The organism is Terrilactibacillus tamarindi (genome assembly GCF_009718825.1).
Lineage (GTDB): Bacteria > Bacillota > Bacilli > Bacillales > Sporolactobacillaceae > Terrilactibacillus > Terrilactibacillus tamarindi.
The window spans coordinates 176268-201161 of sequence record NZ_WNHB01000001.1; the positions used below are offsets into that span (position 1 = coordinate 176268).

Genomic DNA, 24894 nt, shown 5'->3' on the forward strand with positions numbered 1-24894 from the left:
TCTTCTTTAGATTGGCTAAAACCGTTAAAATATATGATAGAACCTTTTTCCATAAGGGGGGAGAGACAAATGCGAACTTATTTATCAATCAATGAAAAAGAGAAAGTCATCCAATTTTTAAATCAGGAAGAAACCCCGTTTAAAAAAACGTGCTTAACTAAAATGAAAATTAGTGAGAACGATAAAAATAGACACTATATTGAGGGGAATATTATAAGTAGCCTCCGTATCCTTAAATTGTTTTTAAGAAAACGAAATGATTCATTACTTAGACGAATGACAAAGCAAATCGTCACTCAACGAATTGAAGCAGATGTTGATTTAAGTACTTTTTTAATGAATATTCAAATAGGCAAAGAAGTGCTATTAGAAAGATTATGTCAATCATCTCTTGAACAAGACATTATTTTGCGAACAACTATTTTTATCAATCAATTTAGTGACCGATATATTTATTACGTCGTTCGTCAATATACAAAAATGAAAGATCGTATTATTCTTGAAAAGTCGCAATTTATTCAAGAAATGAATAGCGATCGTTTGACTATACTTGGGAAAATATCGTCAAGTTTTGCTCATGAATTTCGGAATCCCTTAACAACAGTTAAAGGTTTTGTTCAATTAATTCAAAGAAAATATGATGATGATGAACAAATGGGTCATTATTTCAATTTGATCAATACGGAAATTGATCGTTTAGAGAGTAATGTAAGCCGTTTTCTTTTCTTATCTAAGATGCCAAATGTAAGCGATGAAATGACTCATTTTGATCTAGGTGAATTAGTCCAATATTCGACTGAATTTATGAAGCCTAAATCTGTTATTGAAAATATTAACTTACAGATACGTATACCAGATAAAAAAATAATGATGTATGGAGTTCCGGAACAGATTAATCAAGTGTTGTTAAATATAATGAGCAATGCCATTGATGCGGTAATTGAAATCGATCATCATCATCAACGAAAAATAAATATAAATTTAGAGAGTACAGATGATTTAGCAACTATAACAATTTCAAATAATGGTAAACGAATACCACAACACCTTCTTGAAAATATTTTTCAACCTTTTGTGAGCACCAAAGAATTAGGAACAGGTTTAGGGTTGTCTGTATGTAAACAAATTATTGAAAAACATCAAGGGGAAATCTATATAACCACAAATGATAAGGAAACATCGTTTTTCTTAAAAATGAAGTTAGTAAATGATGGTGTGGAAACAAAAGATGTAGCCGAATGACTCAAAGAAATAATAAAGTATAATCAATACCGTCAAAACCCACAATACTAAGTAAAGTGAGAAAAGGAGGATGGCGTTGACTTATTTAAAACATTTAAACATAGAAATGGTTTCTATTGTTAGTATTGGGTCATTTCTAAATGCTCTTTCCCTTAATTTGTTTTTGATACCAGCGAAAGTATTATCAAGTGGTTTTACAGGAATTTCCCAACTTCTTTCTATTCTTTTTCAACATTCTCCTTTTCCCATTAGTACGGGTACCATTCTTTTTATACTCAATATTCCAGTAGCATGGATAGGTTGGCGTCAAGTTGGAAAACGATTTACATTATACAGCATCATGAGTGTTATTTTAACCACTATTTTCTTAAACTTTATACCAGTAAAAAGTATCACACCAGATATTATGCTAAATAGTGTTTTTGGCGGAGTTATCCTAGCAATAGGAGTAGGAATAACTTTGAAATACGGGGCATCAACGGGTGGTTTAGATATTCTTGCGATGATTATATCTCGAAAAAAGGATAAACCTATGGGCATTTATTTTTTTGGACTGAATGCATTAATTGTCCTATCGGCTGGATTCTTTTTTAGTTGGACGAAAGCCTTGTATACATTAATTTCCCTTTATGCCACTTCAAAAGTAATCGATGTTATACATACTCGTCATGTCAAACTAACGGCCATGATTATTACCAATCATGGTAAAGAAATTCAACAAGCCGTTCTGCAAAAAATGGTCCGGGGGATCACTAAAGTACCAGCAAAAGGCGCTTATTCTAATCAAGATAAAGATATTCTTCTAATTGTCTTAACACGGTATGAACTTTTTACTCTCGAACAGATTGTTAAAAAGGTTGATCCTCAAGCTTTTACAAATATCATTGAAACGGTTAGCGTGTTTGGCCAATTTAGAAAAACAGATTGATTAAAGTTAAGCTTAGATAAAGCAAAGAACACCCTACCTCCGTGTGTAGGGTGTTCTTCGGCTTGAGAAGGCTTAACCTTGATAATTTTTGAAGATGGCTTCTACTTTTGGTAGTAAATCTTCCCAAGATACATCTGATACTTTATTTACTGTAAGAAAGTCGCCAAATCCAAACACATTATCGACGCCTTCTAACTTTATAATTTTTGAAGCAAGAGGGTGATCAATATCCTCACCTTTTTTGGCGGAAATTCGATTTTCGAAAAGAGCATTTACTGAAGTAAATTTAATAGCATTTGGATTTGGTGTTGATTCAGCACGTATTTCCATAATGAAACTTTCTCTCCTTTAATAAGTCATTATCAATAGAAATATAAGACGTGAAAGTCTATTTATTTTTTGACTGGTTTTTTATCTCGCCTTAACGGCAAGTAGAGACCCCCACCTCAAGATTCTGAGTATTCAAAGAAGATAGGTGGAGGATCAACTGCCCATAAAGGTCCGATTGGTTCAGCTAACCATCAGTGGGGGATGAAGAAAGCCCCTCACTGATGGAAGTTTCACTTTATCTTTTCTAATAGAAATTAGAGGTTTTTATTATAGCTATCAGATGATCAAAGCACAGAAATCCATTCTATAAAAAGAAAAGATTCAATTCATTATATATGTATTGTAACCTATGTCAAGAGATTAGGCGAGTGTTGAGGATGTCAAGTCAATGGCCTTTCACAATAACTCTATTTTAATACACGTTCAAGATAAGTCGCAATACCATCTTCTTCGTTTGATAAAGTGACGTCATCCGCGATCGACTTAATTTTAACATTTGCATTCCCCATGGCAACCCCTTTTCCTGCATATTGGAGCATTTCAATGTCATTTTCTTCGTCACCAAAGGCAATAATATCCTCAGGGGTGACACCGACATCTTGTGCAATCATTTGAAGACCATATGCTTTATTTACAATAGGATTATAGACTTCAATAATATTCCAAGGCTCTCCCCAGGTACAGTGATGAATTTGATCAGAATGCGAATTAAACAAATCTTGAGTCAAAGAAACAATATCTTTCGGCCTTGGTTGAATTAAAAGGCACGTGGGATTAATGGTCAATTCTTCTCTTAAGTTTTCATTTTTATAAATTTTGGGATCTCCAACATTGAAAAAAGAGACAGTGTCAGGTTCATCGTTCCTGATATACACATCATCAAGATGCTCAGCAATAATATTTTGCAGGTCATAAGCTGAACATGTTTGAAAAATGGTTTTTATTGTCTTGTTGTCAAGAGGAGTATGTTTTACACCCCAATGAAGGTTTAAAGGGTGATGTACATAAGCACCATTATAATTTACTATTGGTGTAGTTAAACCTAATTCATGATAATACATTTTGCTTGCACGATAAGGTCTTCCGGTAGAAATAACAACAACGTGACCATCACTTGCGGCTTGTTGTAACACCTTTTTTGTTCTTTTTGATATGGTTTTTTCTTCAGTTAAGAGTGTTCCGTCTAGATCTACTGCAATTAAATGTTTTCGCAACTAATGTTCACTCCTTAGGATGCAATGGGTAAGACTATCTAGGTTCTTTTCAAATTGGATATAATAAATCGTGTTAATTAACATTATAACAAAACATCCCTATCTTAATATACCAGGAATGCGAATCTATATACTTGGACCTATTGATCATAAAAATATAACTTAAGGTCAAAAGACTGTCACATTCATTGCATAAATAGGTGAAAAAGTTGTACTATACTAATAGCAAAGGATAGAAAGGAGATGCTATATGTCTCAGAATTTAGAGGATAAAGTTATGGAAGCTTTGGAAGAAGTCATAGATCCAGAGTTAGGTATTGATATTGTTAATCTAGGTCTCGTTTACGGGGTTGATATACAAGACAACGGAGATGCCGTTGTAACGATGACACTTACTGCCATGGGATGCCCGCTTGCTGCGTCAATTCAATATGAAGTGAAGCGAGCACTTTCAGTCGTTGAAGAGGTAAATGATGTAGAGGTCAATATTGTGTGGAATCCACCATGGTCAAAAGACAGAATGTCACGTTATGCAAAAATTGCTTTAGGTATTTCATAATAAAAAAAACGTAAGCTGCCTTTAAATAGGGCAGCTTTTTCTCTTACTCCTTTCAAATTTCAATGGATTTTTATTCATTTAATCATGGATATTTGCATACACTTCAAGATGAGTGCTTCTAGAAAGTAGGTGCAGGCGCGAGTGTTAAATGAAGAATACGAGGAGTTAATCGCTTTATTAGAACAAGAATTGAGTAATTTGACTTCTTTTGGTTTAGAACGCCTATCTGAACTCCAAGATATATATCAAAACTTTAACGAAAAATAGAATCATTGAGGATTTCTAGAGAGGGAACCTATTCATTTTGATCAGTATGAAAAGGGAGGGATGACGCATGACAAATAAATGTTCAATTGTTTATGGTGGTTTAACTCCCTTAGGATTGAACCTATGTGAATCATTGTTAGACGATGATATGCCTATTCTTTCGGTTTCTTCAGCTTCTACTGAAGAAGAACGTGAATTAGAAGAAGAAAATGAACTGTTTTTAGGAAGAAATGCTTTGTTTAAACATGTTGAAAAACTAGATAAGATTAATCAATCCATATCAACTGTTTTTTTATTAACACATCAAAATGATAAACAACACATTAATATAGATTCCATTTACAATAAAGTTATCCAACAATCACAACCTATTTTATTTATTTTAGTGTCCTCATCTACTTCACCTGAGACCAATAGTCAACGTCCTGTCCTACTGAAAAATAAAATAGAAAAACAGATGGTAACAAAGTTAAACCAAAATGACTTAATCAGACATCATGATAAAATCGCCATTATCAGATCGAATGGTATGGCAGAATCAACATTTGATGAGCTTGTCCAAATTATTAAGACAACGGTTCATGCAGCTATTCATCGTTTAGAAATTATCCAAACATCGTTAGACGATAGGGATTGTTCAAAGGTTACAACATTGTTTTCATCCGATGACATGAAAGATGTTCAACAGATGCTTACAGTTGATATATCCGATTAATTATTAAAGTGCCATAGATGTCACTTCTTATATGGAAAAGAAAAATAGAACAAGAAAAGAGTCCGATCTGATGGCTTTTTTCTTGTTCTTAAATTTTATAATTAAATAGATAAAAGGGTTAGAACTTATTTATTCTTTTTGAACATACTTAAAAAAGGTGAAATTTGTTTAATCATTGGACCTGTTTTGTCAATCACATTAAATACTGTATCGGTTCCATGTTTGATCTTATTAAAGTCGAATTTGCCTTCATCATTGAAGAAAATTTTCATAAATTGTGGCAATTCTTTTGGTTGTTGCTGAACGTTATTTGATGGTACTTGATTTGAATATGGACCATGATACGGTTGGCCAAACATCATTTGTGTAAAGGGATCAACGGGTCTATCTTGTGGATGATGGTTATATTGTGGCATGGCATATCTCCTCCTTTATTACATGGTGTTCAGGTATGAGTGATTCATTATGATAAACACTTTTGAACACTCATCTATATTACAAAATATGATTGTACTGGATTAGTTGTGAAGGGGCATGATTACCTGTTTTTCAGATCAAAAAAATAATACTCTATGAGGTAAGCTTTTTAAAGAAATAAGAATGTAATTCTTCCTAAAGGATGATAATTCTAAAACAATAGTGTATTATTATTCTGAGTGAGTATTGGACAAATTTATAAATTCATATTAATATTAGTACCAAGTCATAATGTTTACTGTTAAGTTTTTGAGAGGAGCAAGATTAATGGGTGCTGGAATACTAGGAATCGGAAAATATATTCCTGAACGCGTATTAACCAATTTTGATTTAGAAAAAATGATGGATACATCTGACGAATGGATCAAAACCAGAACTGGTATAGAAGAACGGCGAATCGCTGATGATAACACAGACACATCAGATATGGCCTATTATGCGGCGAAAGAAGCCATTAAAAATGCTGGGATAACAGCAAAAGACTTAGATTTAATTTTGGTTGCCACTGTGACACCTGATCAACCATTTCCGTCTGTATCATGTATGTTACAAGATAGATTAGGGGCAAATCACGTGCCGGCAATGGATATTAGTGCTGCTTGTTCTGGATTTATGTATGGTATGATCACCGCAAAACAGTTTATTGATACAAAAACATATACAAATATTCTCATTGTGGGTGTGGAGAAGTTATCTAAAATTACGGACTGGAATGATAGGGGTACTGCAGTACTCTTTGGTGATGCTGCAGCAGCAGCCGTAATGGGACCTGTCAGTGATGATAAAGGAATCCTTTCTTTTGAACTTGGTTCAGATGGAAGTGGAGGAAAGTATCTCTATCAAGAAGGATCGAAGCTTGTCATGAACGGGAGAGAAGTATTCAAATTTGCTGTAAGGCAAATGGGTGAGTCAGCCGTTCACGTTGTTGAAAAAGCAGGATTAACGAAAGAAGATATTGACTATTTAATTCCTCATCAAGCCAACATTCGAATTATGGAAGCTTCCCGGCAACGATTGGATATTCCAGAAGAAAAATTAATAAAAACAGTTCATAAATTTGGAAACACATCGGCTTCATCAATTCCATTAGCGTTAGCCGTTAACGTCGAAAATGGAAAAATAAAAGATGGTGATGTACTCGTTTTAGTTGGCTTCGGCGGTGGACTTACTTGGGGAGCCGTAGCCCTTCGATGGGGAAAATAAAAAGGAGAGTTGAAACGCATGATGAATAGACGAGTCGTCGTGACAGGATTAGGTGCCGTTACGCCCCTCGGGAATGACGTGGCGGAAACGTGGAAAAATGCCATTGAGGGTAAGAACGGAATCGGACTTGTAACAAGAATGGACATGGATGAATTCCAAGCAAAAGTCGCGGGTGAAGTGAAAGATTTTGATCCGCTGCAATATATGGATAAAAAAGATTCGAAACGTATGGATCGTTTTACACAATATGCTGTAGCAGCCTCAAAAATGGCGGTTAGGGATGCCAACCTAACCATTGATTCAGATAATACGGAACGCGTGGGTGTGTGGATTGGTTCAGGTATTGGCGGTATGGAAACATACGAAAACGAATTAAAAAAAGGTCTTGAAAAAGGTTTTCGCCGAGTAAGCCCATTTTTTGTGCCTATGATGATTCCAGATATGGCGTCTGGACAAGTATCAATCCAACTTGGAACAAAAGGAATTAATTCTTGCACGGTAACAGCCTGTGCAACAGGCACAAATTCGATTGGTGATGCTTTTAAAGCTATCCAACGTGGTGTCAATGACATTATTATTACTGGGGGAGCAGAAGCGCCATTAACGAATATGGCATTTGCAGGATTCGGATCAGCTAAAGCCTTGTCAACCAATCCGGACCCGGAAAAAGCATGTCGCCCGTTTGATAAGAATAGAGATGGTTTTGTTATGGGTGAAGGAGCAGGTGTCATTGTACTTGAATCTCTTGATTCAGCACTTGCTCGTGGAGCTAAGATCTATGCTGAAATCGTGGGGTATGGTTCAACAAGCGATGCCTACCATGTAACAGCTGTTGCACCGGGTGGGACTGGTGCTGTTCGGTCCATGAAGCAGGCACTTGATGATGCAGAACTAAGTACGGAAGATGTCGATTATATTAATGCTCATGGCACAAGTACAGCTCTTAATGACTCCAATGAAACAGCTGCGGTTAAAACTCTATTTGGTGATTACGCTTATAAACTGGCTATAAGCTCAACAAAGTCTATGACGGGCCACCTTCTTGGAGCTTCCGGTGGGGTCGAAGCGATTCTATCAATCAAATCGATCGAAAATGGTATGATTCCACCAACGATTAACTATGAAACTCCTGATGAAGAGTGTGATTTAGATTATGTACCAAATCATTCACGAAAGGCAAAAGTTAATGTTGCTATGACGAATTCATTTGGTTTCGGTGGACATAATGCAACACTCATTTTCAAGAAGTACGAGGCATAATAAAAAAATAAATAATTTAAGGAAAGAGCGCTGACATTCAGCGTTCTTTTTTATAGTTCTCGGTTTCTTTAGACAAATAAGAGCTATTTAACTAATTAAAAATGTTGGACGATCAAAAATCAAATTTTGAATAACGTATTGACTCGATATTTAGGTTATTAATAGATTTAACAAGGCATATGTTAATAGAGACAAGCTGCAATCAAGATATGAATAGCGGTGATTAACATGTTAATACGACTTTTCTTTCTCATGATTGGATTTGGTTTCGCTGTTTCAGGTGGAGTAACCATCATTGTTTTTATGAATATGCTGAGAACGGGGCATAATATTGTTCACTATGCCCAATATATTTTCACTGAAGGATCCTTTTACCTCTTCATCATTGGGATGACATCCATTTGGTTAAGTATTTATTTGCCTACTCATAAAAGAAAATAAGAGAGTTAGTATGATTAATTGGAATAATTTTTCTATAGACTGTCCATACTGTTTTCAAATAGTTAAAAGTGAGGGACGATAATCATGGAGCTAATCGGAGATGTTTGGGTTAATTGGTTTGAAGGTGAAGAGAATGGATATAACGTATGCGAATTCCATGAATGGCGTAGACATGATTTTATCGAACTTTTAGATCAAGTACCTTTAGTTAAAGTGGACAAAGTTTTTTTTCATTACATCGAGAATGATTTGAGAGATCTTCCTTATGAATTGTTAGATACTATCCGGAATAAAAGCTACATAAGAAAAAACAATCAAAGAGAAGTGATCGAGTACTGCTTTTTAGTCACCGATGGAGAACAACATCTCGTTGTTGACACTTTAGGTTACACGATTCCTATTCGGAAAAGTCGGCTAGTGCCTAGACAGGAACAAATGGTGATTGATAAAGCCAAAAAATGTGAAACCATACGTTATCCACTTCCGAAAAATTATAGAGGAAGAGAATATCATATTTTGTCGCCAGATCCTGAGGTTATGTTTGGGTTAACACGAAAAGAGCGCCAACTTAAACAATTATTATTTATGGCGTTAGACCAATTACATACCACAGGAAACATCGAGGAGATACGATATTGGTATACGGAATGGTTCCCAAAACAGTACCAAGAAAGTCGCCATTTAACAAAAGAAGAAGCATGGGAAGCACTTTATGACGCCGTTAAAGCTGGTTGGTCAGAAAAACATCATAATATTTGTGAACGTCTGATCAAAGGTCAAACGTACTTTGAAAAAATTTGGGAACTCGAACATGGAACAACCGTTAATTAAATCAAAAGGGTACTTATTCAAGTAGATGCCCTAAACTTTTCATTCATTAATAATGTTATGTTTTATAATAGGCAAAAGGCAGGTAATGTATTTTACCTGCCTTTTGCTTTTTACTAGGCTTCTATAGTTTATTACGAATGTCTACCTAATCCGATGGCTTTTTCAACACGAGCTAAGGTTTTTGCTGCGACGGATTGGGCTTTACTTGCGCCCTCATCCAGGATTTCATCCAATTGATTCGTTTCTATAAGGTTGAAATACTTTTCCTGTATTGGTTTGAGAGTATTTACTACCGCTTCAGCGACATCTGTTTTGAAGGATCCATATCCCTGATCACGGTACTCATTTTCAAGATCTTTAATAGATTTTCCAGAGCATAATGAATAAATATCCAGTAAATTCGAGATGCCAGGCTTTTGTTCTTTATCATAATAGATGGATTGATCAGAATCCGTTGTGGCACTTTTAATTTTTTTTGTTATATCTTTTTCAGAATCTAAAATAAATATCGTTGCTTTCTGATTATCATCAGATTTACTCATCTTCTTGGTAGGTTCAACAAGAGACATGATACGGGCGCCTACAGGAGGAATGTAAACCTCAGGAACCGTAAAAAGTTTGCCAAATTTATTGTTTAAACGCTCAGCAACGTTACGTGTTAATTCGAGGTGTTGTTTTTGATCGGCACCAACAGGAACAAGGTTCGTATTATAAAGGAGAATATCTGCTGCCATAAGAGGTGGGTATGTCAATAATCCCGTCGATACAGCATCTTTTCCCTTTGATTTATCTTTAAACTGAGTCATCCGCTCGAGTTCACCAATATAACAATTACACTGCAAAATCCAACCGAGCTGAGCATGTGCTGGAACTTCCGATTGAATAAATAGAGTGGATTGTTTCGGATCAATGCCAACCGCAAGATAGATGGCAGCAAGTTTTCTGATCCGTTCGCGAAGCAGTTGACTGTCTTGTGGAACGGTAATGGCGTGCTGATCGACGATACAGTAAAAACATTCATTTCCTTCTTGTAGATTTGGGAAGTTACGAATTGCACCAAGATAATTTCCTAGCGTTGGAGTAGATGTAGGTTGAACTCCTGAAAAAATAATGGACATTAAAATCACCAACCTTAATTTTTATTAATAAAATTAAAAAAGGTCTAATCACCCAAAAAGGGACGATTAGACCGCGGTACCACCCTAATAATTCTTAACTTAATAAGAATCACTTAAGTCTAGTTAAAGAGGTTGTTCAAAAAGTCACCAAAATGATAAGCATTTGTCACTTTTTGAACTCGCACTTAAAGAACACTAGAGCCAAGATATCGTTTGGCAGACGTCTTACCCTAATAGCATTCATTCATCACGTTCAGGAAGATGCTCAAAAGCCCATTCAACAACGATCCACGACCCGGTTCCCACCAACACGGGCTCTCTAAACGCTTCTCAGTTGTTTACTATTCTTTCTCATCGCATTCATATGTTTTATTGTGCAATAGTATAGCGAATTACTGAATCTCTCATGACTAAAGTCACGAGGTTCTAAGGTACTGACCAAACTTCTTTTGGATGACTTTCCACTAAGTGAAAAGCTGACACCAACCACTTGTTTGGTTTCCCTTAGACTTTCGTGGACAACGATACCTGTGTATCGATTAGCGTCCTGTTAGCCCGATTCAAGACTATTATTTAAGATTGATACGTGGCAAACGTTATAGGGGGATTATACCATGTCGGATACTTAACCTACAACCGATATCCTTGCAGGTATCTACTGGTTGTAGACCGTATCCGAAGCCGATTCATCTCATGACTAAAGTCACAAGTGTTTTCGACTATTTCATAAATGATTTGCAACTTTGATTTCATATATGTATGCTAATTATCAATAGAAAATAATTGATAAAATAAGGGACATGATAAAAAAAATCAAACTAACACTTATTAAAGGAACAGCAAACCCTCTGGATGCTTTCTTATTTAACTGAGGTGCAAAGTTATCATCTATTTCATCTTCGTCATCGATCAATTGTTTTTTTCTGTTTGATTTAAAAAAACGATGAAAACTATAAATAGTAGCATCAAAAAAACCCGATTGTACAATAAAAATGATTAAACCTAAGGCTAAAAAGGTCAGACCTGTCATCGACAACGCATTTAGTAGATAAAGAAATGTATAATGGTGATATACATACGCCAGTCCAACAAGGCAAGCTATGCTCTCTATTAAAAAAATGATACTAAATAGTATAAATGTTCTCTTATAATTTGCCATAAACGGTTACCCTCCAAACTCAATCATAGCGAATATATGACCTATATTCAATGTTTAGAAAAAGAGTTAAGAACATTTTACATAATTTCAAATAAAGTTACTTATTTCGTCAAAAGATGTTAAATAAATCAAATAAATGTAAAAAAAAGATGCAAAAGTTATATTTTAATTGTATAATAGTTTTTGTGGATGATTACTGTTTAAATAGTCAGAAAAATACATAAACATCCATCAAAGTTTTAAAATTAAAGGGAGGTCATTACTTTATGAGAGGTAAAGCAAAGTGGTCACTCGTGCTATCAATCGTTTTAGTATTGAGTTTAGTACTTTCCGCTTGTGGCGGAAGTAAATCTAGCACGAAAGATAGTAAAGGGAGTTCAAATGAATTAGCAGACAAACAAGAATTTAGTTACACTTCATCTGCTGACATTCCATCATTAAACTGGAGTCAAGTAACAGATACAACATCTTCAACAGTTCTTGGTCATGTGAATGCAGGGCTCATGAGAATGGACGAGAATATGGTTCCACAGCCTGATATGGCTGCTGAGGCACCTAAAGTCAGTGATGATAAAAAGACTTATACTTTTAAAATTCGTGATAATGCGAAATGGTCTGACGGTTCACCAGTAACCGCTGACGACTTTGTTTATGCATGGCAAACGATGGTAGCATCAAAAACAGCTTCCCAATATGCTTTCATTTTTCCAGCTGTAAATGTTAAAAATGCGGCTCAAATTGAAGACAAAAAAAGCAAATTATTTGATAAAGTCGATCAACTTGGAATTAAAGCATTAGATGAGAAAACTTTAGAAGTACAATTAGACAAACCAACTCCATATTTCTTAAGCTCATTAGCTAATGCTGCGTTCTTCCCAGCTAAGAAATCTTTTGTTGAAAAACAAGGGAAAAAATTTGGTCAAGAAGCTAATACCCTTCTTTTCAACGGTCCATTTAAATTAACTTCATGGAAACATGGTGAAGGTTGGACTTACGAAAAAAATAAAGATTACTGGGATGCAAAAAACATACACTTAACGAAAGTTAATGTTAAAGTTGTTAAAGACACAGCAACAACGGTTAACCTTTATAAAACAGGGAAAATTGATTATGCACCTTTAGATTCACAATTTGTTGATGAATACAAAAACAACAAAGATGAATTCCATAATATACTGTTTGCAGGTACTTATTGGATTCGTTTTAATCAAAAAACGGTACCAGCATTTAAAGATGTGAATGTACGGAAAGCTTTTTCAATGTCAATTGATCGTGAAAACTTGGCAAAAGTACTTTTGAATAATGGTGCAGTTGGTGCTAATTATATCGTGCCAAAAGGATTTGCAAAAGATGAAAGTGGTAAAGACTACCGTGATAAATATCCAAATGGCTTTAATGCAACAGATAAAGCTGAAGCCAAAAAACTTTGGAAAAAATCAGGTGTGAAAAAACTTAACCTTGAGTTTTTAACTAGTGACAATGATTTAGCAGCAAAACTGACTGAGTATTACGCAAATCAAATTAGTTCTAATCTTCCAGGCGTGAAAATTACAGTAAACAAACAGCCTTGGGCACAATTCTTGAAACTTGATACAGCTGGCGACTATCAAATGAATACAAGTGGCTGGTCACCAGATTATCTTGATCCAATGACGTTCCTTGACTTGTTCACATCTGATAGTGTCTACAATCCATTTGGCTATTCAGATAAAGAATACGACAAATTAATTGAAGATGCTCAAAATCTTGGTGACAAACCAGCAGAACGTTTTACAAAACTTCAAGAAGCAGAACGCATCTTGCTTGAAAAAGACCAAGCAGTTGCACCTACTTATCAAAAAGGTTCATCTTTTGTAACTAAACCTTATGTTAAAGGATTCTACAGACCATCATCTGGTTTTGAAGAAAACTTCGAACATGCTAAAATTTTAAAACATTAATTAGGACGACATGAGATATCAAGGTTTGGAGGGGGGAGTATATGTCATGAAACATATACCCCTCCTTCTTTTTATTTTCAACTGAATTATGACAAGCTTTTGTTTGAGTGAATGAGTGTTTATAACAAACGGGGGGGAAATACGAGTTTGATTCGGTATATATTACAACGATTTGGTTATATGGTTGTGACATTTTTTGTTATTGTGACCTTGACCTTTCTCTCAATGAAACTGCTGCCTGGAACGCCGTATCGCAATGCTGCAAAGATGACTAAAGAACAAATTGCAAATTTAAATGCAACGTATGGTTTGGACAAACCAATACCAGTTCAATACTTGAAATATGTAGGCAATATGCTTCAAGGGAATTTAGGAGAGTCTTTCCAATATGACGGAAGACCTGTCACTCAAATTATAGGTGAAAAATTTCCTATATCGATTGAACTTGGTGTGGAAGCGATTATCCTAGGAGTGGTCGTTGGTTTACTACTTGGTATTTTTGCAGGATTAAAACGCAATACAATATGGGATTATAGTTCAATGGTCATTGCCGTATTAGGTATTTCCATACCATCCTTTATTTTCGCTGCTCTACTTCAATATTGGTTAGGTGTGAAATACCAAATATTTCCAATTGCTTATTGGGAAACACCAGCCAACCGGATACTACCGGCCATTTCTTTATCAACTGTCGTTATTGCAACCGTCGCCAGGTTCATGCGAACAGAAATGGTGGAAGTGATGCAGTCGGATTATATTACGACAGCTGAAGCAAAAGGTATCACGACGATGCAAATTATTTTTAAGCATTCCATTCGTAATGCGATTATTCCTGTTATTACAATTTTGGGACCGTTATTTGTCAATATCATTACAGGTTCCCTAGTTATTGAAAAAATCTTTGCAATCCCAGGTATTGGGGAACAGTTTGTAACATCTATTTATACAAACGATTATCCAATGATCATGGGGACAACGATTATTTATAGTGCGATGTTTATTTTAATTATATTCATCGTTGATATTCTTTACGGTGTGATTGATCCAAGAATCCGTTTGGCAGGAGGGAAATAATATGAGAAATGTCAATTCAAACATCACAAAAGCTTCTTTTAAGCCCGCTCATATTGACCCATCTGTCAATGAGAAAATTGGAAAGCCAAGTTTAAGTTTTGGAAAAGATGTCATGCACCGTTTGTTTAATAATAAAGGGGCACTTGTTGGAACGATTTTAATTATTATCCTCGTCATTATGGCTATTGTTGGACCTCATATGAATAAATATAATATTGATGATCAAGACTTAACGCGAGCAAATATGCCACCCAAAATAGGGGCTCTAGCCAATATTCACTTACTTCCTTTTGATGGTATAGATAAAAACGGCGTTGATCAGTATAAATCAAGAAATATTAAGGAAAATTTTTGGTTCGGTACAGATGGTTTTGGACGAGATCAATGGACAAGAGTATGGAGCGGAACAAGAATTTCACTATTTATCGCGCTCGTTGCGGCACTTATTGATTTAATCATTGGTATCGCTTATGGCGGAATATCCGCTTATTATGGTGGGCGTGTTGATAATATTATGCAACGAATCATTGAGGTTGTGATGGGCATACCCAATCTCGTTGTGATCATCTTAGCTATCATTGTGTTGAAACCAGGAATCACATCAATTATTATTGCCATGATTCTGACCGGTTGGACGAGCATGGCGAGGATTGTTCGGGGACAAATTCTCAAATTGAAAAACTCCGAGTATGTCTTAGCATCGCGAACATTAGGTGCTAGAAGTCCACGGTTAATCATGAAGCATTTGATTCCAAATACAACGGGTCAAATTATCATTACAACGATGTTTACCATTCCAAATGCAATTTTCTTTGAAGCATTTCTTAGCTTCATCGGTCTCGGTATTAAAGCGCCAAACGCATCCCTTGGTTCACTTATTAATGATGGATTTGCAAATTTGCAAAGCTTCCCATTCCAAGTACTCTATCCATCAATTATTATCTGTATTCTATTAATATCATTTAACATGTTAGGCGACGGATTGCGAGATGCATTTGATCCTAAGCAAAGAAGGTAGGTGAATTTACATGAAAAATATTCTCGAACTGAAAGATTTAAAGGTTTCTTTTGATACATTTAGCGGTGAAGTACAAGCAGTTCGTGGTGTGAACTTGACACTACAAAAGGGTGAGACATTGGCGATTGTTGGAGAATCTGGCTCAGGTAAATCAGTGACTTCAAAAGCCATTATGGGGTTAATTCCTTCACCACCAGGGCGTATTAAGGGTGGGGAAATAAATTTTGAAGGAAAGAATCTATTAAATTATTCCAAGCGTGATATGCAAAAAATTAGAGGTAAAGAAATTTCAATGATCTTTCAAGATCCAATGACGGCTCTTAATCCAACCATGAAGATTGGTGCGCAAATTATGGAAGGATTAATTAAACACCAATCTATGAGTAAGAAGGATGCAAAACAAAGGGCTATTGAACTCTTAGAGCTAGTAGGGATTCCAAATCCAACAGCAAGAGTTGAACAATATCCACACCAATTCTCAGGTGGGATGAGACAACGTGTAGTTATAGCCATTGCGCTTGCTTGTAACCCAAAAGTACTCATTGCAGATGAACCAACAACGGCACTTGATGTGACAATTCAAGCGCAAATCTTAGACCTCATGCGGGATTTACAAGAAAAAATGGAGACTGCCATCATACTCATTACACATGATTTGGGTGTTGTGGCTAATCTAGCACAAAAAGTTGCTGTTATGTATGGAGGAAAAGTTGTTGAAACGGGAACAGTAGATGAGATTTTCTACAATCCAAAGCACCCATATACTTGGGGATTACTCTCGTCTATGCCGAAACTGCATAATCATTCAAATAAATTAATTGCTATACCAGGGACACCTCCTGATTTATCCGATCCACCAAAAGGTTGCCCATTTGCTGCTCGATGTCCACATGCGATGGAAGTATGTACTGAGTACATGCCGGATTATTTCGAAGAGTCTGATACACAAAAAACAGCCTGTTGGCTTCTTGATGAAAGGGCTCCAAAAGTTAAGCCACCCGCAACCATTGGAATAGGGGGGGAATAAAATGGTGACGTTGAATAAAGAAAAATTACTGGAGGTAAAAGGCTTAAAACAATATTTTGATGTTGGCCACAATGTCATTGTAAAAGCTGTTGATGGTGTCTCGTTTGATATTTATAGGGGAGAAACACTTGGGCTTGTAGGTGAATCAGGATGCGGAAAGTCAACAACAGGTAGAACCATTATCCGGTTGTATAATGCTACTGATGGGAAAGTTATTTTCGATGGGAACAATGTACACGGGCGAAAATCTAAGAAAGAATTAAAAGAACTCAACCGAAAAATGCAAATGATTTTCCAAGATCCTTATGCTTCCTTAAACCCTCGTATGACGGTTAAAGATATTATTGCGGAAGGTATTGACATTCACGATTTAGCCAAAAGTACAAAGGAACGAAATGAACGTGTCTATGAGTTGCTTGAAACAGTGGGTTTAAACCGGGAACATGCGAGCCGCTATCCGCATGAATTTAGTGGTGGCCAGCGTCAAAGGATTGGTATTGCTAGAGCCCTAGCAGTAGAACCTGAATTTATTATTGCGGATGAGCCAATCTCAGCGCTTGACGTATCTATTCAGGCTCAAGTGGTGAATTTGCTTCAAGAACTTCAAGCAGAGCATGGCTTAACCTATTTATTTATAGCCCATGACTTATCAATGGTCAAACACATTAGTGATCGTGTTGGCGTTATGTACTTAGGTAATATGGCTGAGCTTGCACCAAGTGATGAATTATACGATAATCCACTTCATCCATATACTCAAGCTTTATTATCTGCGATACCTGTTCCTGATCCTGAGATTGAACGTACTCGTGAACGTATTATTCTAGAAGGTGACGTACCAAGTCCAATTGATCCACCTTCAGGCTGCCGTTTTCGTACACGTTGTCCAATGGCTATGGAAATATGTGCAAAAGTACGACCTAAGTGGCATGAAGCAAGAGAGGGACACTGGGTGGCTTGTCATCTTCATAATGAAGAAGCTAACGAAACAAAAGAAGATTAATTTTTAAAAAAAAGATGTCGAAATTTATTTCGACATCTTTTTTAGCATATGTATTTAGGAGCTGATTGAAACAATCATTGTCGGTTTCGATTTTTCTTTTGTAGGGAATAAACAATATAGAAAATAATCGTTACGATTAATGAACTTTTTAATAAAATGGGATATTCTATGTGGAAAAAGTATTGAAGAAAGATCAATATTAACAATATAAGTACAGAACATACTAAAAGTATTCTAGTCAAACAAGCACACATCCTTTCTGCTGCTCTATAAGCTTAGACATTTTTTTAGCATAAATCAACAATAAATACATAAAATAAAAGAGGAAACCAATATAAGGAGCTCACAGGGAGCAAAGGGAATGAATATCAAGAAAATAACAATGAGATCAATTATAGTTTTGTTTGTGATGATTATTGGTTTCTATACCGTCCTCGTATCAAAAAGTGAACCAAATGGACAAGTTGTGCATGCGACATCTATTGTTCATAATTCCTACAAAGATGCAAAACCATTTTCATTGGAAGATCGACATGGGAATACGGTCCGTCTAAGTGATTTTAAAGGAAGAACTGTATTGATGACAGCATGGACAACGTGGTGTGGGGAGTGTAGAGAGGAATTAGAAACCCTCCATCATATTCAACAACATTATCCAGAAAATAAGTTAAAGGTCCTTGCTGTTAATTTAACAACCGAAGAGACATCTTTAGAGAATGTGAAACGCTTTTTAGGAAATGAGCCCATGAAAGCCACTGTTCTCTTTGATACAAAAGGAATCGTAAAACAAAGATATGGAATTTATGGTATACCCATCTCTTTTCTAATTGACCCATATGGAAAAATCATTCGTACATTTCCTGGTGTCATAAATCAGAAAGACCTTGACCAATGGTTGCCAAATTAAGTGCCCTCATTTAGCACATCTAATGTTTAACGGCGTAATTTATTATAGAGGGACTTAATAAAAAATTGAAGCTTATTGAGAAAAGGTTTATCTTTTTGAAAATGATGAGGATATGGGGTTGACAGGCTCCGATAAAAGGGTTGACAATAGAATTAAATCAAATGCTGCATCTTGGGAGAAAAGGCTATTTCGTCTGAAAAGGAGGCGAACCAAATGAAACATAAAACAGCTATTCGGAAAAGAAAAAACGCACTAAAAAAATGGCTTAGAGAACAATTAGGACATTGGCAACCAAAAACTAAAGAAACACCTGCATCTAGCAGTAAATTACCTGCTTAAGAGACTGATAAGGTCTCTTTTTTTTATCTTTAATATTCTTTATAAAAATTCCAATTTTATCGTTAGGAATTCCTTAATAGCCATATTTATATTTATTTAATTATTCAACGATATATTCATAAAAAATATATAATAAGAGTTTATTCTTAAGGAAGAAGGGGTATTAGTTAAACAATTATAATAAAGTCAGTTAAAAATTAATTTTTTAAAGAAAAATATAGACTAGCCAAATTAGAAATATTATAATATAATAATATTAAAAGGTAGTCTAGAGAGTAAGTGATAAGTCCTTTAAGGAGGGTGAACAATGGTCACTTTATATACGTCACCGAGTTGCACGTCTTGTAGAAAGGCTAAAGCATGGCTCAAGGAACACAACATCTCTTTTCAAGAAAGAAATATCTTTTCGGAACCTTTATCAATCGAAGAAATAAAAGAAATACTTCGCATGACAGAAGATGGAACAGATGAAATTATCTCAACACGTTCGAAAGCATTTCAAGAATTAAATATACAATTAGATGCCATGTCAATTCAAGATTTATATGAATTGATAAGCGAAAATCCTGGTTTGCTTAGAAGACCGATCATCCTTGATGATAAACGACTTCAAGTAGGCTATAATGATGATGAGATTCGTCGTTTCTTACCAAGAAAAGTTCGCACATTTCAATTAAAGGAAGCACAACGTCTTGTCAATTAATTTAAAAATAGCAGGCATTCCTCAAGTGAATGTCCTGCTATTTTAGTATATATATGAACTCACTGTATATTATGTGCGCCTTTCATGTCCTCTATTTTTTATTACATTTACAGCCCAACCGAAGATCAAAATGCTAACAATAATGCTCGTCATCAGTATATGTTGTAAGTGCGGATTGTTTTCAAAGATAAACTGGATTTTTGGTTCTTCTGTAATCATCTCAGAGGCGGTATATCCTAGCACGCCTCCTCCAATATAAGTTAATCCCGGAATTTTTTCCATAGCGATAAGAATAAGCTTACTTCCCCATACAATGATCGGAACAGAGAAGATTAAACCAATGGCGACCAATCCGATGTGTCCTTTGGAAGCTCCAGCAATAGCTAAAATATTATCAAGTCCCATGACAAGGTCTGCAAATACAATGGTTCGCACAGCACTAAATAGAGATTGACCAGCACGTACATTTACACCTTCATCGTGATTAATTAATAATTTTATTGCAATAATAATTAAAAAGATGCCTCCAATAAACAAAAGAAACGGGACATTTAGCAATGAAACTAACACAGCTGTAAGGAGGATTCTTAAAATAACTGCAAGACCTGTGCCTAAAAAGATGGCTTTATTTCGTTTAGTTTCAGGTAATCGTCGACAAGCTAAAGCAATGACGACCGCATTGTCACCACCGAGGATAATATCTATAAATATGATATTTAAAATGGAGAGGAGATCGACAGACATATCATAAAGCTCCTTTCTTATGTATGGTTTAGCATATGCTGACTTGTCCTTATTCATGTCAATGTTTATAATGATTACTTTTAAATTATCATAAACAATATATTTTAATTATTCCGGATGATACATGCATAATCCTTGTATTGGATAAGTACTATGAAGAAAGGTGCATTATCCCTATAAATGGAGTTAATGAAAAACAAAGGCGGTGAAAATAGCGTAGGTGTGACGTACACAACTTTTTCATTTAGCCTCCACAACTTAATAAGGGCAAACGTGGATTATCAGAAATTACAATCTTTTTTATTTCATTTGGGGAAGATTTATCATACAATAGAAGTACAAGATGACGATGTTGTCCCTTTATGGAATCGTTGCTCCCCACAATACATTAAGGAAGGGAGAGTTACTATGAAAATTGAAAGAATTAATGAGAATACATTGAAGTTTTATATTAGTTATCTAGATATAGAGACAAGAGGTTTTGACAGAGAAGAAATCTGGTACAATCGAGAAAGAAGCGAAGAGTTGTTTTGGCAAATGATGGATGAAGCCCATAATCAAGAATCGTTTCCACTTGAGGGTCCATTATGGATTCAAGTTCAGGCATTAGAGAAGGGTATGGAGATTATTGTTACAAGAGCCAAGGTATCTCAGGATGGTACTAACCTTGAATTACCTATCTCTCCTGAAAAACATCTCGATATACCTGTTAAAGATGGGCTTGAACAATTGATTAATGAACAACTAACAATAGATAGCAAAGATGAACAAGAAGATCGTGCAAATGAAGCTGAATCATTAGCGTTCGTGATCTGTTTTAAGGATTTCGAAGACCTAATTTCCTTAAGTCAAGTTTTTGTAGAGAATAACTTATTTAACACGTCACTCTATGCCTTTGACAATCATTATTTCTTAAATGTTGAATTTAATGACTTCTTAGAAGAAATCGATCAAGACAATTGTTTAAGTATTATTTTAGAATATGGTTTTGAAACCAATCGTACATTAGCTTATTTACAAGAATACGGGAAACTGGTCTTAGAAAAAGACGTTTTATCAAATATCAGAAAAAGCTTTACAAAATAATTATAACAAACAGGATTTGTAGTTAAATTCATGGCGGCCTAAAAATTTAGCGTTAAGGTCGTCTATTTTTATCGCTATTAACGTTTGAACCCAACTTCAATGTAACGAGTGCAACAGAGTAATCCAAGGTGGGGGATCACACCCGTATGAGCCCGATTAGTTCAGGATTTCAATCAGTGAGATCAAAAAATTTCCACTGATTGAAGTTAATCCCTTATGACAGCGCTAACAAACTAGGCAAATGCAATCACATTTCCTTCTAAGATTTATTGGGGTACAATATGTATGCAGAGTCTTGTCATTGTAGTGAAGGAGATCCACCATGAAGCGTAAATTACAATTATTAGCTTTAGTTATTGGTATTTTTATTTTATTACTTTTCGTCCAAGATTGGCAAAGATGGTTATTAGAATCATTAAATATTGGGATTACATTAACTGTTTATTTCATTGCTATTGTGATTTTCTTAGAAAATAGACAGCCCTCACGAACGATTACTTGGCTTCTTGTCTTAGTTGTTTTCCCTGTCGTCGGATTTATTTTTTATATTGTCTTTGGAAAGAGTGCAAGGAAGAAACGGTTGTTCCAAAAGCACGCTTTTTTAGATGATATTGAACAATTCCATGAAGAACCCTCGATGACTGTTGAGAGAAGTAAACTTGATAATCTGGACTATCATCATCGGGCATTAATGAATCTTGCTCAAAAACTTGGAGCGTATCCGGTTTCATTTGCGACAGATACCAAAATCTTAACGAATGGAGAGCAAACCTTTTCAGCCATACTGAAAGCCATAGGTAACGCTAAACATCATATTCATATTGAATATTACATCGTGCGGAACGACCATATTGGTAATAAGATTAAAGATGCATTGATCAATAAAGCACAGGAGGGTGTCATTGTTCGCTTTATGTTTGATGCTGTTGGCAGCTGGCGTTTATCTAAAAGTTTTATTCGTGAATTAACCGAAGCGGGCGTTGACATTATTCCTTTCTTTCCTGTAAAACTTCCTGTTTTAAATAATAAAATTAATTTTAGAAATCATAGGAAGATCATTGTCATTGATAATGAGGTTGGTTTTATTGGGGGATTGAATATAGGGGATGAATACCTAGGAAGAAATAAAGCGTATGGTTTTTGGCGCGATACCCACTTGAAAGTAAAAGGAGAAGGGGTACAGAGTCTACAGTTGGTTTTCTTGCAAGATTGGTTTTACATGACTGGCCATGCCATAGTTGATGATGTCTATCTAAAACCTAAACGGACGGGTTCAATTCACCGAGGGGCTGTGCAGATGATCGCTTCATCACCATATGGTCGATGGGAAGAAATCAAAAATATATTCTTCTCCATGATTACCTCAGCTAAAAAATCCATTTGGATAGCTTCTCCCTATTTAATTCCAGATGAAGATATCCTAAGTGCTTTAAAAGTAGCAGCTCTATCAGATATTGATGTACGCATTCTCGTACCAGGGCATCCAGATAAGAAAATCGTTTATTATGCCAGTCGATCTTATTTTCCTGATTTATTGGAAGCAGGTGTACGAATTTTTGCCTATAAGGACGGCTTTATGCACAGTAAATTAATCGTTGTTGATCATGAATTGGCTTCCATTGGAACAGCAAATATGGACATGAGAAGTTTTCATTTGAATTTTGAAGTGAATGCTTTTCTTTATAAAACAGAGAGCATTTTAGACATTGTGATTGATTTCACTGACGACTTCGAGAATTCAAATGAAATTGATCAAGAAGATTTTAGTAAGCGATCCATACTTTTCAGAGTGGTAGAATCGACGTCTAGATTACTCTCTCCACTGCTTTAAGAACCCTAGTTTAAAACTAGGGTTTTTTTAAGCTTTGGTAAAACTGGCTGCGTCGATTATATTTGCTTATATCATATCGTTTGAATTCCTACTTTATAGCCATTAACCAAAAGTTAATAAAAAATCGGTTATAGTTAGGAGGGATTCAGCTTTTTTCGAAGAATATAGATATGTAAGATATTTAGTATTTTCCTCTAATAACCCCTTAAACTAAAGTATACCTCTGTAAGGATGTGATCAAATGCTCGTTGCCCATACGAGTAAAGGTCAAGTTGTTTCATTAGTCACGCCAATTTATACTCCTGAATTTCTCCACTCTCTAAGAAAATCCACTCAGTTTTATTGTCCGGTCTGCAAACAAAAAGTTATCCTCAAATTAGGACAAAAAAAGATTTGGCATTTTGCCCATCATTATCATCTTCCGTGTACACTTACTCAATGTGAAGCAGAGTCGGAGCGGCATCTCAAAGGGAAAAAAGAACTTTTTGCTTGGTTTGAGACGTATCACCATGCACCCATATTGGAACATTATTTACCTGAGTTACATCAAAGGCCAGATCTTTATTTACCTCAGAAACGTGTAGCTATTGAGTATCAATGTAGTAATATGTCTTTGGAGATTATAACAAGAAGAATCAAAGGTTATCATCAAGAAAAACTGGCCAGCGTTTGGATACTTGGGGAGAACCGACTCAAGCGGAAAGGATTAAAAATTAAGTTATCACAGATGGATCTGATGATGATGCATTACCAATCAGTTTCTCAAAACTTAAATCAATCTCCTTTTGTTTCACCCTATAAGCTCCTATTTTTCAATCCTTCGTCAAAAATCTTCACTTATATCTATCATATTATCCCTTTGACACCTACACAATTTATTTCAGAACGTAAAGATATTATGATGAATCATATTAACCCAAACCATCTTTTTACCATGCCATTGAGCCATTTACCAAAACCGCTAATGAACGTGTGGAACAAACACAAACAACGTGAACGGCTAATTCCCCGTAAATATACGAGCTCAACTGAACATTATATTCGTACCCTCTGTTATAAGAAGAATAGAGTATATAGCCAATTTCCAAGTTTTATCGGCTTACCGCATTATTCGTATATTCGTTTAGAAACATCCCCCATACATTGGCAATATTGGATCTTTCTCCGTTATATCAATAATACGAAATCTCATGAACACCTATCAATAAAAAGAATTATTGAGGAAATGAAAGACCGTATTCAAAAAGGGATTCTTCGGGAACGTAAAAATATCTTTGCCCCAAGTCTCGAATTCGTCATTAAAGTATATTTGAATCAGCTTTGTTATTTGAGGGTTTTATACAAAGTTGAAAATAATTTTTTTATTCATCCGGATTGGCCCAATTATGACAGGGCACCGATTGAAACTCTTTTACAAAAAGATATTGAAATTCTGCGTAACCTTCATAATAAACATAAATAACATTAATTCTTTGTGT

The 24894-nt window shown here is 35.4% G+C and carries 26 protein-coding genes and 1 other annotated feature; of the genes, 20 read left to right on the forward strand and 6 right to left on the reverse strand.

Annotation, left to right across the window (positions count from 1 at the left end; genetic code table 11):
- Positions 1 to 69 precede the first annotated feature (69 nt).
- Both GMB86_RS00795 and GMB86_RS00800 read left to right on the forward strand, forming a co-directional pair.
- Entirely contained in the window at positions 70 to 1242 is a 1173-nt protein-coding gene (locus tag GMB86_RS00795) for an ATP-binding protein (RefSeq protein WP_196220083.1), read from the forward strand.
- Between the two features lie 70 nt (positions 1243 to 1312).
- Entirely contained in the window at positions 1313 to 2170 is an 858-nt protein-coding gene (locus GMB86_RS00800) for a YitT family protein (protein WP_155215831.1), read from the forward strand.
- A 72-nt stretch (positions 2171 to 2242) separates the two neighbouring features.
- Here the strand turns inward: GMB86_RS00800 and GMB86_RS00805 are convergent, their stop codons facing one another.
- Positions 2243 to 2500 (reverse strand): NifU N-terminal domain-containing protein, encoded by a 258-nt coding sequence (locus tag GMB86_RS00805; RefSeq protein WP_155215833.1) that lies wholly within the window; start codon positions 2498 to 2500, stop codon positions 2243 to 2245.
- A gap of 407 nt (positions 2501 to 2907) precedes the next feature.
- The gene (locus GMB86_RS00810; RefSeq protein ID WP_155215835.1) at positions 2908 to 3714 is read right to left on the reverse strand and encodes a Cof-type HAD-IIB family hydrolase; all 807 of its coding nucleotides are present in this window, start codon (positions 3712 to 3714) and stop codon (positions 2908 to 2910) included.
- Between the two features lie 250 nt (positions 3715 to 3964).
- Here GMB86_RS00810 and GMB86_RS00815 point away from each other — a divergent pair, with 250 nt between their 5' ends.
- From GMB86_RS00815 to GMB86_RS00820, 3 genes are all read left to right on the forward strand, one after another.
- On the forward strand, positions 3965 to 4273 hold the full coding sequence (locus GMB86_RS00815; protein ID WP_155215837.1) for a metal-sulfur cluster assembly factor: 309 nt from the start codon (positions 3965 to 3967) through the stop codon (positions 4271 to 4273).
- A gap of 141 nt (positions 4274 to 4414) precedes the next feature.
- Positions 4415 to 4540 (forward strand): hypothetical protein, encoded by a 126-nt coding sequence (locus GMB86_RS15885; RefSeq protein ID WP_268987275.1) that lies wholly within the window; start codon positions 4415 to 4417, stop codon positions 4538 to 4540.
- A 67-nt stretch (positions 4541 to 4607) separates the two neighbouring features.
- Positions 4608 to 5255: a hypothetical protein gene (locus tag GMB86_RS00820; RefSeq protein ID WP_155215838.1), complete on the forward strand. Its 648-nt coding sequence runs from the start codon at positions 4608 to 4610 to the stop codon at positions 5253 to 5255.
- A 125-nt stretch (positions 5256 to 5380) separates the two neighbouring features.
- Here the strand turns inward: GMB86_RS00820 and GMB86_RS00825 are convergent, their stop codons facing one another.
- Positions 5381 to 5671, reverse strand: a complete 291-nt coding sequence (locus tag GMB86_RS00825) for a YppG family protein (protein ID WP_155215839.1) — start codon at positions 5669 to 5671, stop codon at positions 5381 to 5383.
- 328 nt (positions 5672 to 5999) lie between these two features.
- Between GMB86_RS00825 and GMB86_RS00830 the strand changes: the two genes are divergently transcribed.
- The 4 genes from GMB86_RS00830 to GMB86_RS00845 all read left to right on the forward strand — a co-directional run bounded on the left by GMB86_RS00830 (position 6000) and on the right by GMB86_RS00845 (position 9467).
- Positions 6000 to 6935: a beta-ketoacyl-ACP synthase III gene (locus tag GMB86_RS00830; protein WP_155215841.1), complete on the forward strand. Its 936-nt coding sequence runs from the start codon at positions 6000 to 6002 to the stop codon at positions 6933 to 6935.
- Positions 6936 to 6953: 18 nt separating this feature from the next.
- Positions 6954 to 8195: a beta-ketoacyl-ACP synthase II gene (fabF, locus tag GMB86_RS00835; RefSeq protein ID WP_155215842.1), complete on the forward strand. Its 1242-nt coding sequence runs from the start codon at positions 6954 to 6956 to the stop codon at positions 8193 to 8195.
- Between the two features lie 228 nt (positions 8196 to 8423).
- Positions 8424 to 8636, forward strand: coding sequence for a hypothetical protein (locus GMB86_RS00840; RefSeq protein ID WP_155215844.1), 213 nt, complete (start codon positions 8424 to 8426; stop codon positions 8634 to 8636).
- A gap of 84 nt (positions 8637 to 8720) precedes the next feature.
- Complete coding sequence (locus GMB86_RS00845) at positions 8721 to 9467, forward strand: YjbA family protein (protein WP_155215846.1); 747 nt, start codon at positions 8721 to 8723, stop codon at positions 9465 to 9467.
- A gap of 131 nt (positions 9468 to 9598) precedes the next feature.
- Here the strand turns inward: GMB86_RS00845 and trpS are convergent, their stop codons facing one another.
- Both trpS and GMB86_RS00855 read right to left on the reverse strand, forming a co-directional pair.
- Complete coding sequence (gene trpS / locus GMB86_RS00850; protein WP_155215848.1) at positions 9599 to 10585, reverse strand: tryptophan--tRNA ligase; 987 nt, start codon at positions 10583 to 10585, stop codon at positions 9599 to 9601.
- Between the two features lie 55 nt (positions 10586 to 10640).
- Positions 10641 to 10949, reverse strand: a binding site (T-box leader).
- Between the two features lie 405 nt (positions 10950 to 11354).
- Positions 11355 to 11744 (reverse strand): DUF3899 domain-containing protein, encoded by a 390-nt coding sequence (locus GMB86_RS00855; protein ID WP_155215850.1) that lies wholly within the window; start codon positions 11742 to 11744, stop codon positions 11355 to 11357.
- 266 nt (positions 11745 to 12010) lie between these two features.
- Between GMB86_RS00855 and GMB86_RS00860 the strand changes: the two genes are divergently transcribed.
- From GMB86_RS00860 to spxA, 8 genes are all read left to right on the forward strand, one after another.
- Positions 12011 to 13684: a peptide ABC transporter substrate-binding protein gene (locus GMB86_RS00860; RefSeq protein WP_155215852.1), complete on the forward strand. Its 1674-nt coding sequence runs from the start codon at positions 12011 to 12013 to the stop codon at positions 13682 to 13684.
- 147 nt (positions 13685 to 13831) lie between these two features.
- Positions 13832 to 14758, forward strand: a complete 927-nt coding sequence (locus tag GMB86_RS00865) for an ABC transporter permease (protein ID WP_155215854.1) — start codon at positions 13832 to 13834, stop codon at positions 14756 to 14758.
- Position 14759: 1 nt separating this feature from the next.
- Entirely contained in the window at positions 14760 to 15776 is a 1017-nt protein-coding gene (gene opp3C / locus GMB86_RS00870) for an oligopeptide ABC transporter permease (protein ID WP_155215856.1), read from the forward strand.
- 10 nt (positions 15777 to 15786) lie between these two features.
- A complete protein-coding gene (locus GMB86_RS00875; protein WP_155215858.1) occupies positions 15787 to 16803 on the forward strand; it encodes an ABC transporter ATP-binding protein in 1017 nt (338 codons plus the stop codon).
- 1 nt (position 16804) lies between these two features.
- Entirely contained in the window at positions 16805 to 17806 is a 1002-nt protein-coding gene (locus GMB86_RS00880) for an ABC transporter ATP-binding protein (protein ID WP_155215860.1), read from the forward strand.
- Positions 17807 to 18188: 382 nt separating this feature from the next.
- Positions 18189 to 18713 (forward strand): TlpA disulfide reductase family protein, encoded by a 525-nt coding sequence (locus GMB86_RS00885; RefSeq protein ID WP_196220084.1) that lies wholly within the window; start codon positions 18189 to 18191, stop codon positions 18711 to 18713.
- Positions 18714 to 18926: 213 nt separating this feature from the next.
- On the forward strand, positions 18927 to 19052 hold the full coding sequence (locus GMB86_RS15890; RefSeq protein ID WP_258311526.1) for a hypothetical protein: 126 nt from the start codon (positions 18927 to 18929) through the stop codon (positions 19050 to 19052).
- A 307-nt stretch (positions 19053 to 19359) separates the two neighbouring features.
- The gene (spxA, locus tag GMB86_RS00890) at positions 19360 to 19755 is read left to right on the forward strand and encodes a transcriptional regulator SpxA (RefSeq protein ID WP_155215864.1); all 396 of its coding nucleotides are present in this window, start codon (positions 19360 to 19362) and stop codon (positions 19753 to 19755) included.
- 69 nt (positions 19756 to 19824) lie between these two features.
- Here spxA and GMB86_RS00895 read toward each other — a convergent pair whose 3' ends face one another.
- Complete coding sequence (locus GMB86_RS00895) at positions 19825 to 20499, reverse strand: TerC family protein (RefSeq protein ID WP_155215866.1); 675 nt, start codon at positions 20497 to 20499, stop codon at positions 19825 to 19827.
- Positions 20500 to 20907: 408 nt separating this feature from the next.
- Between GMB86_RS00895 and mecA the strand changes: the two genes are divergently transcribed.
- The 3 genes from mecA to GMB86_RS00910 all read left to right on the forward strand — a co-directional run bounded on the left by mecA (position 20908) and on the right by GMB86_RS00910 (position 24878).
- Positions 20908 to 21585 (forward strand): adaptor protein MecA, encoded by a 678-nt coding sequence (gene mecA, locus GMB86_RS00900; RefSeq protein WP_155215868.1) that lies wholly within the window; start codon positions 20908 to 20910, stop codon positions 21583 to 21585.
- Positions 21586 to 21907: 322 nt separating this feature from the next.
- The gene (cls, locus tag GMB86_RS00905; RefSeq protein WP_155215870.1) at positions 21908 to 23416 is read left to right on the forward strand and encodes a cardiolipin synthase; all 1509 of its coding nucleotides are present in this window, start codon (positions 21908 to 21910) and stop codon (positions 23414 to 23416) included.
- 241 nt (positions 23417 to 23657) lie between these two features.
- The gene (locus GMB86_RS00910) at positions 23658 to 24878 is read left to right on the forward strand and encodes a competence protein CoiA (protein WP_155215872.1); all 1221 of its coding nucleotides are present in this window, start codon (positions 23658 to 23660) and stop codon (positions 24876 to 24878) included.
- The last annotated feature ends 16 nt before the right edge of the window (positions 24879 to 24894 follow it).

Excerpts from the sequence above, each read along its gene's own strand:
- opp3C (WP_155215856.1), top strand. The coding sequence starts at position 14,760 with ATGAGAAATGTCAATTCAAACATCACAAAAGCTTCTTTTAAGCCCGCT.
- mecA (WP_155215868.1), top strand. The coding sequence starts at position 20,908 with ATGAAAATTGAAAGAATTAATGAGAATACATTGAAGTTTTATATTAGT.
- GMB86_RS00895 (WP_155215866.1), bottom strand. The coding sequence starts at position 20,499 with ATGTCTGTCGATCTCCTCTCCATTTTAAATATCATATTTATAGATATT.
- GMB86_RS00910 (WP_155215872.1), top strand. The coding sequence starts at position 23,658 with ATGCTCGTTGCCCATACGAGTAAAGGTCAAGTTGTTTCATTAGTCACG.
- GMB86_RS00830 (WP_155215841.1), top strand. The coding sequence starts at position 6,000 with ATGGGTGCTGGAATACTAGGAATCGGAAAATATATTCCTGAACGCGTA.
- GMB86_RS00840 (WP_155215844.1), top strand. The coding sequence starts at position 8,424 with ATGTTAATACGACTTTTCTTTCTCATGATTGGATTTGGTTTCGCTGTT.
- GMB86_RS00805 (WP_155215833.1), bottom strand. The coding sequence starts at position 2,500 with ATGGAAATACGTGCTGAATCAACACCAAATCCAAATGCTATTAAATTT.
- GMB86_RS15890 (WP_258311526.1), top strand. The coding sequence starts at position 18,927 with ATGAAACATAAAACAGCTATTCGGAAAAGAAAAAACGCACTAAAAAAA.
- GMB86_RS00795 (WP_196220083.1), top strand. The coding sequence starts at position 70 with ATGCGAACTTATTTATCAATCAATGAAAAAGAGAAAGTCATCCAATTT.
- cls (WP_155215870.1), top strand. The coding sequence starts at position 21,908 with ATGAAGCGTAAATTACAATTATTAGCTTTAGTTATTGGTATTTTTATT.
- GMB86_RS00855 (WP_155215850.1), bottom strand. The coding sequence starts at position 11,744 with ATGGCAAATTATAAGAGAACATTTATACTATTTAGTATCATTTTTTTA.
- GMB86_RS00880 (WP_155215860.1), top strand. The coding sequence starts at position 16,805 with ATGGTGACGTTGAATAAAGAAAAATTACTGGAGGTAAAAGGCTTAAAA.
- GMB86_RS00875 (WP_155215858.1), top strand. The coding sequence starts at position 15,787 with ATGAAAAATATTCTCGAACTGAAAGATTTAAAGGTTTCTTTTGATACA.
- GMB86_RS00885 (WP_196220084.1), top strand. The coding sequence starts at position 18,189 with ATGAGATCAATTATAGTTTTGTTTGTGATGATTATTGGTTTCTATACC.
- GMB86_RS00845 (WP_155215846.1), top strand. The coding sequence starts at position 8,721 with ATGGAGCTAATCGGAGATGTTTGGGTTAATTGGTTTGAAGGTGAAGAG.
- trpS (WP_155215848.1), bottom strand. The coding sequence starts at position 10,585 with ATGTCCATTATTTTTTCAGGAGTTCAACCTACATCTACTCCAACGCTA.
- spxA (WP_155215864.1), top strand. The coding sequence starts at position 19,360 with ATGGTCACTTTATATACGTCACCGAGTTGCACGTCTTGTAGAAAGGCT.
- GMB86_RS00825 (WP_155215839.1), bottom strand. The coding sequence starts at position 5,671 with ATGCCACAATATAACCATCATCCACAAGATAGACCCGTTGATCCCTTT.
- GMB86_RS00820 (WP_155215838.1), top strand. The coding sequence starts at position 4,608 with ATGACAAATAAATGTTCAATTGTTTATGGTGGTTTAACTCCCTTAGGA.
- fabF (WP_155215842.1), top strand. The coding sequence starts at position 6,954 with ATGATGAATAGACGAGTCGTCGTGACAGGATTAGGTGCCGTTACGCCC.
- GMB86_RS00800 (WP_155215831.1), top strand. The coding sequence starts at position 1,313 with ATGGCGTTGACTTATTTAAAACATTTAAACATAGAAATGGTTTCTATT.
- GMB86_RS00815 (WP_155215837.1), top strand. The coding sequence starts at position 3,965 with ATGTCTCAGAATTTAGAGGATAAAGTTATGGAAGCTTTGGAAGAAGTC.
- GMB86_RS00860 (WP_155215852.1), top strand. The coding sequence starts at position 12,011 with ATGAGAGGTAAAGCAAAGTGGTCACTCGTGCTATCAATCGTTTTAGTA.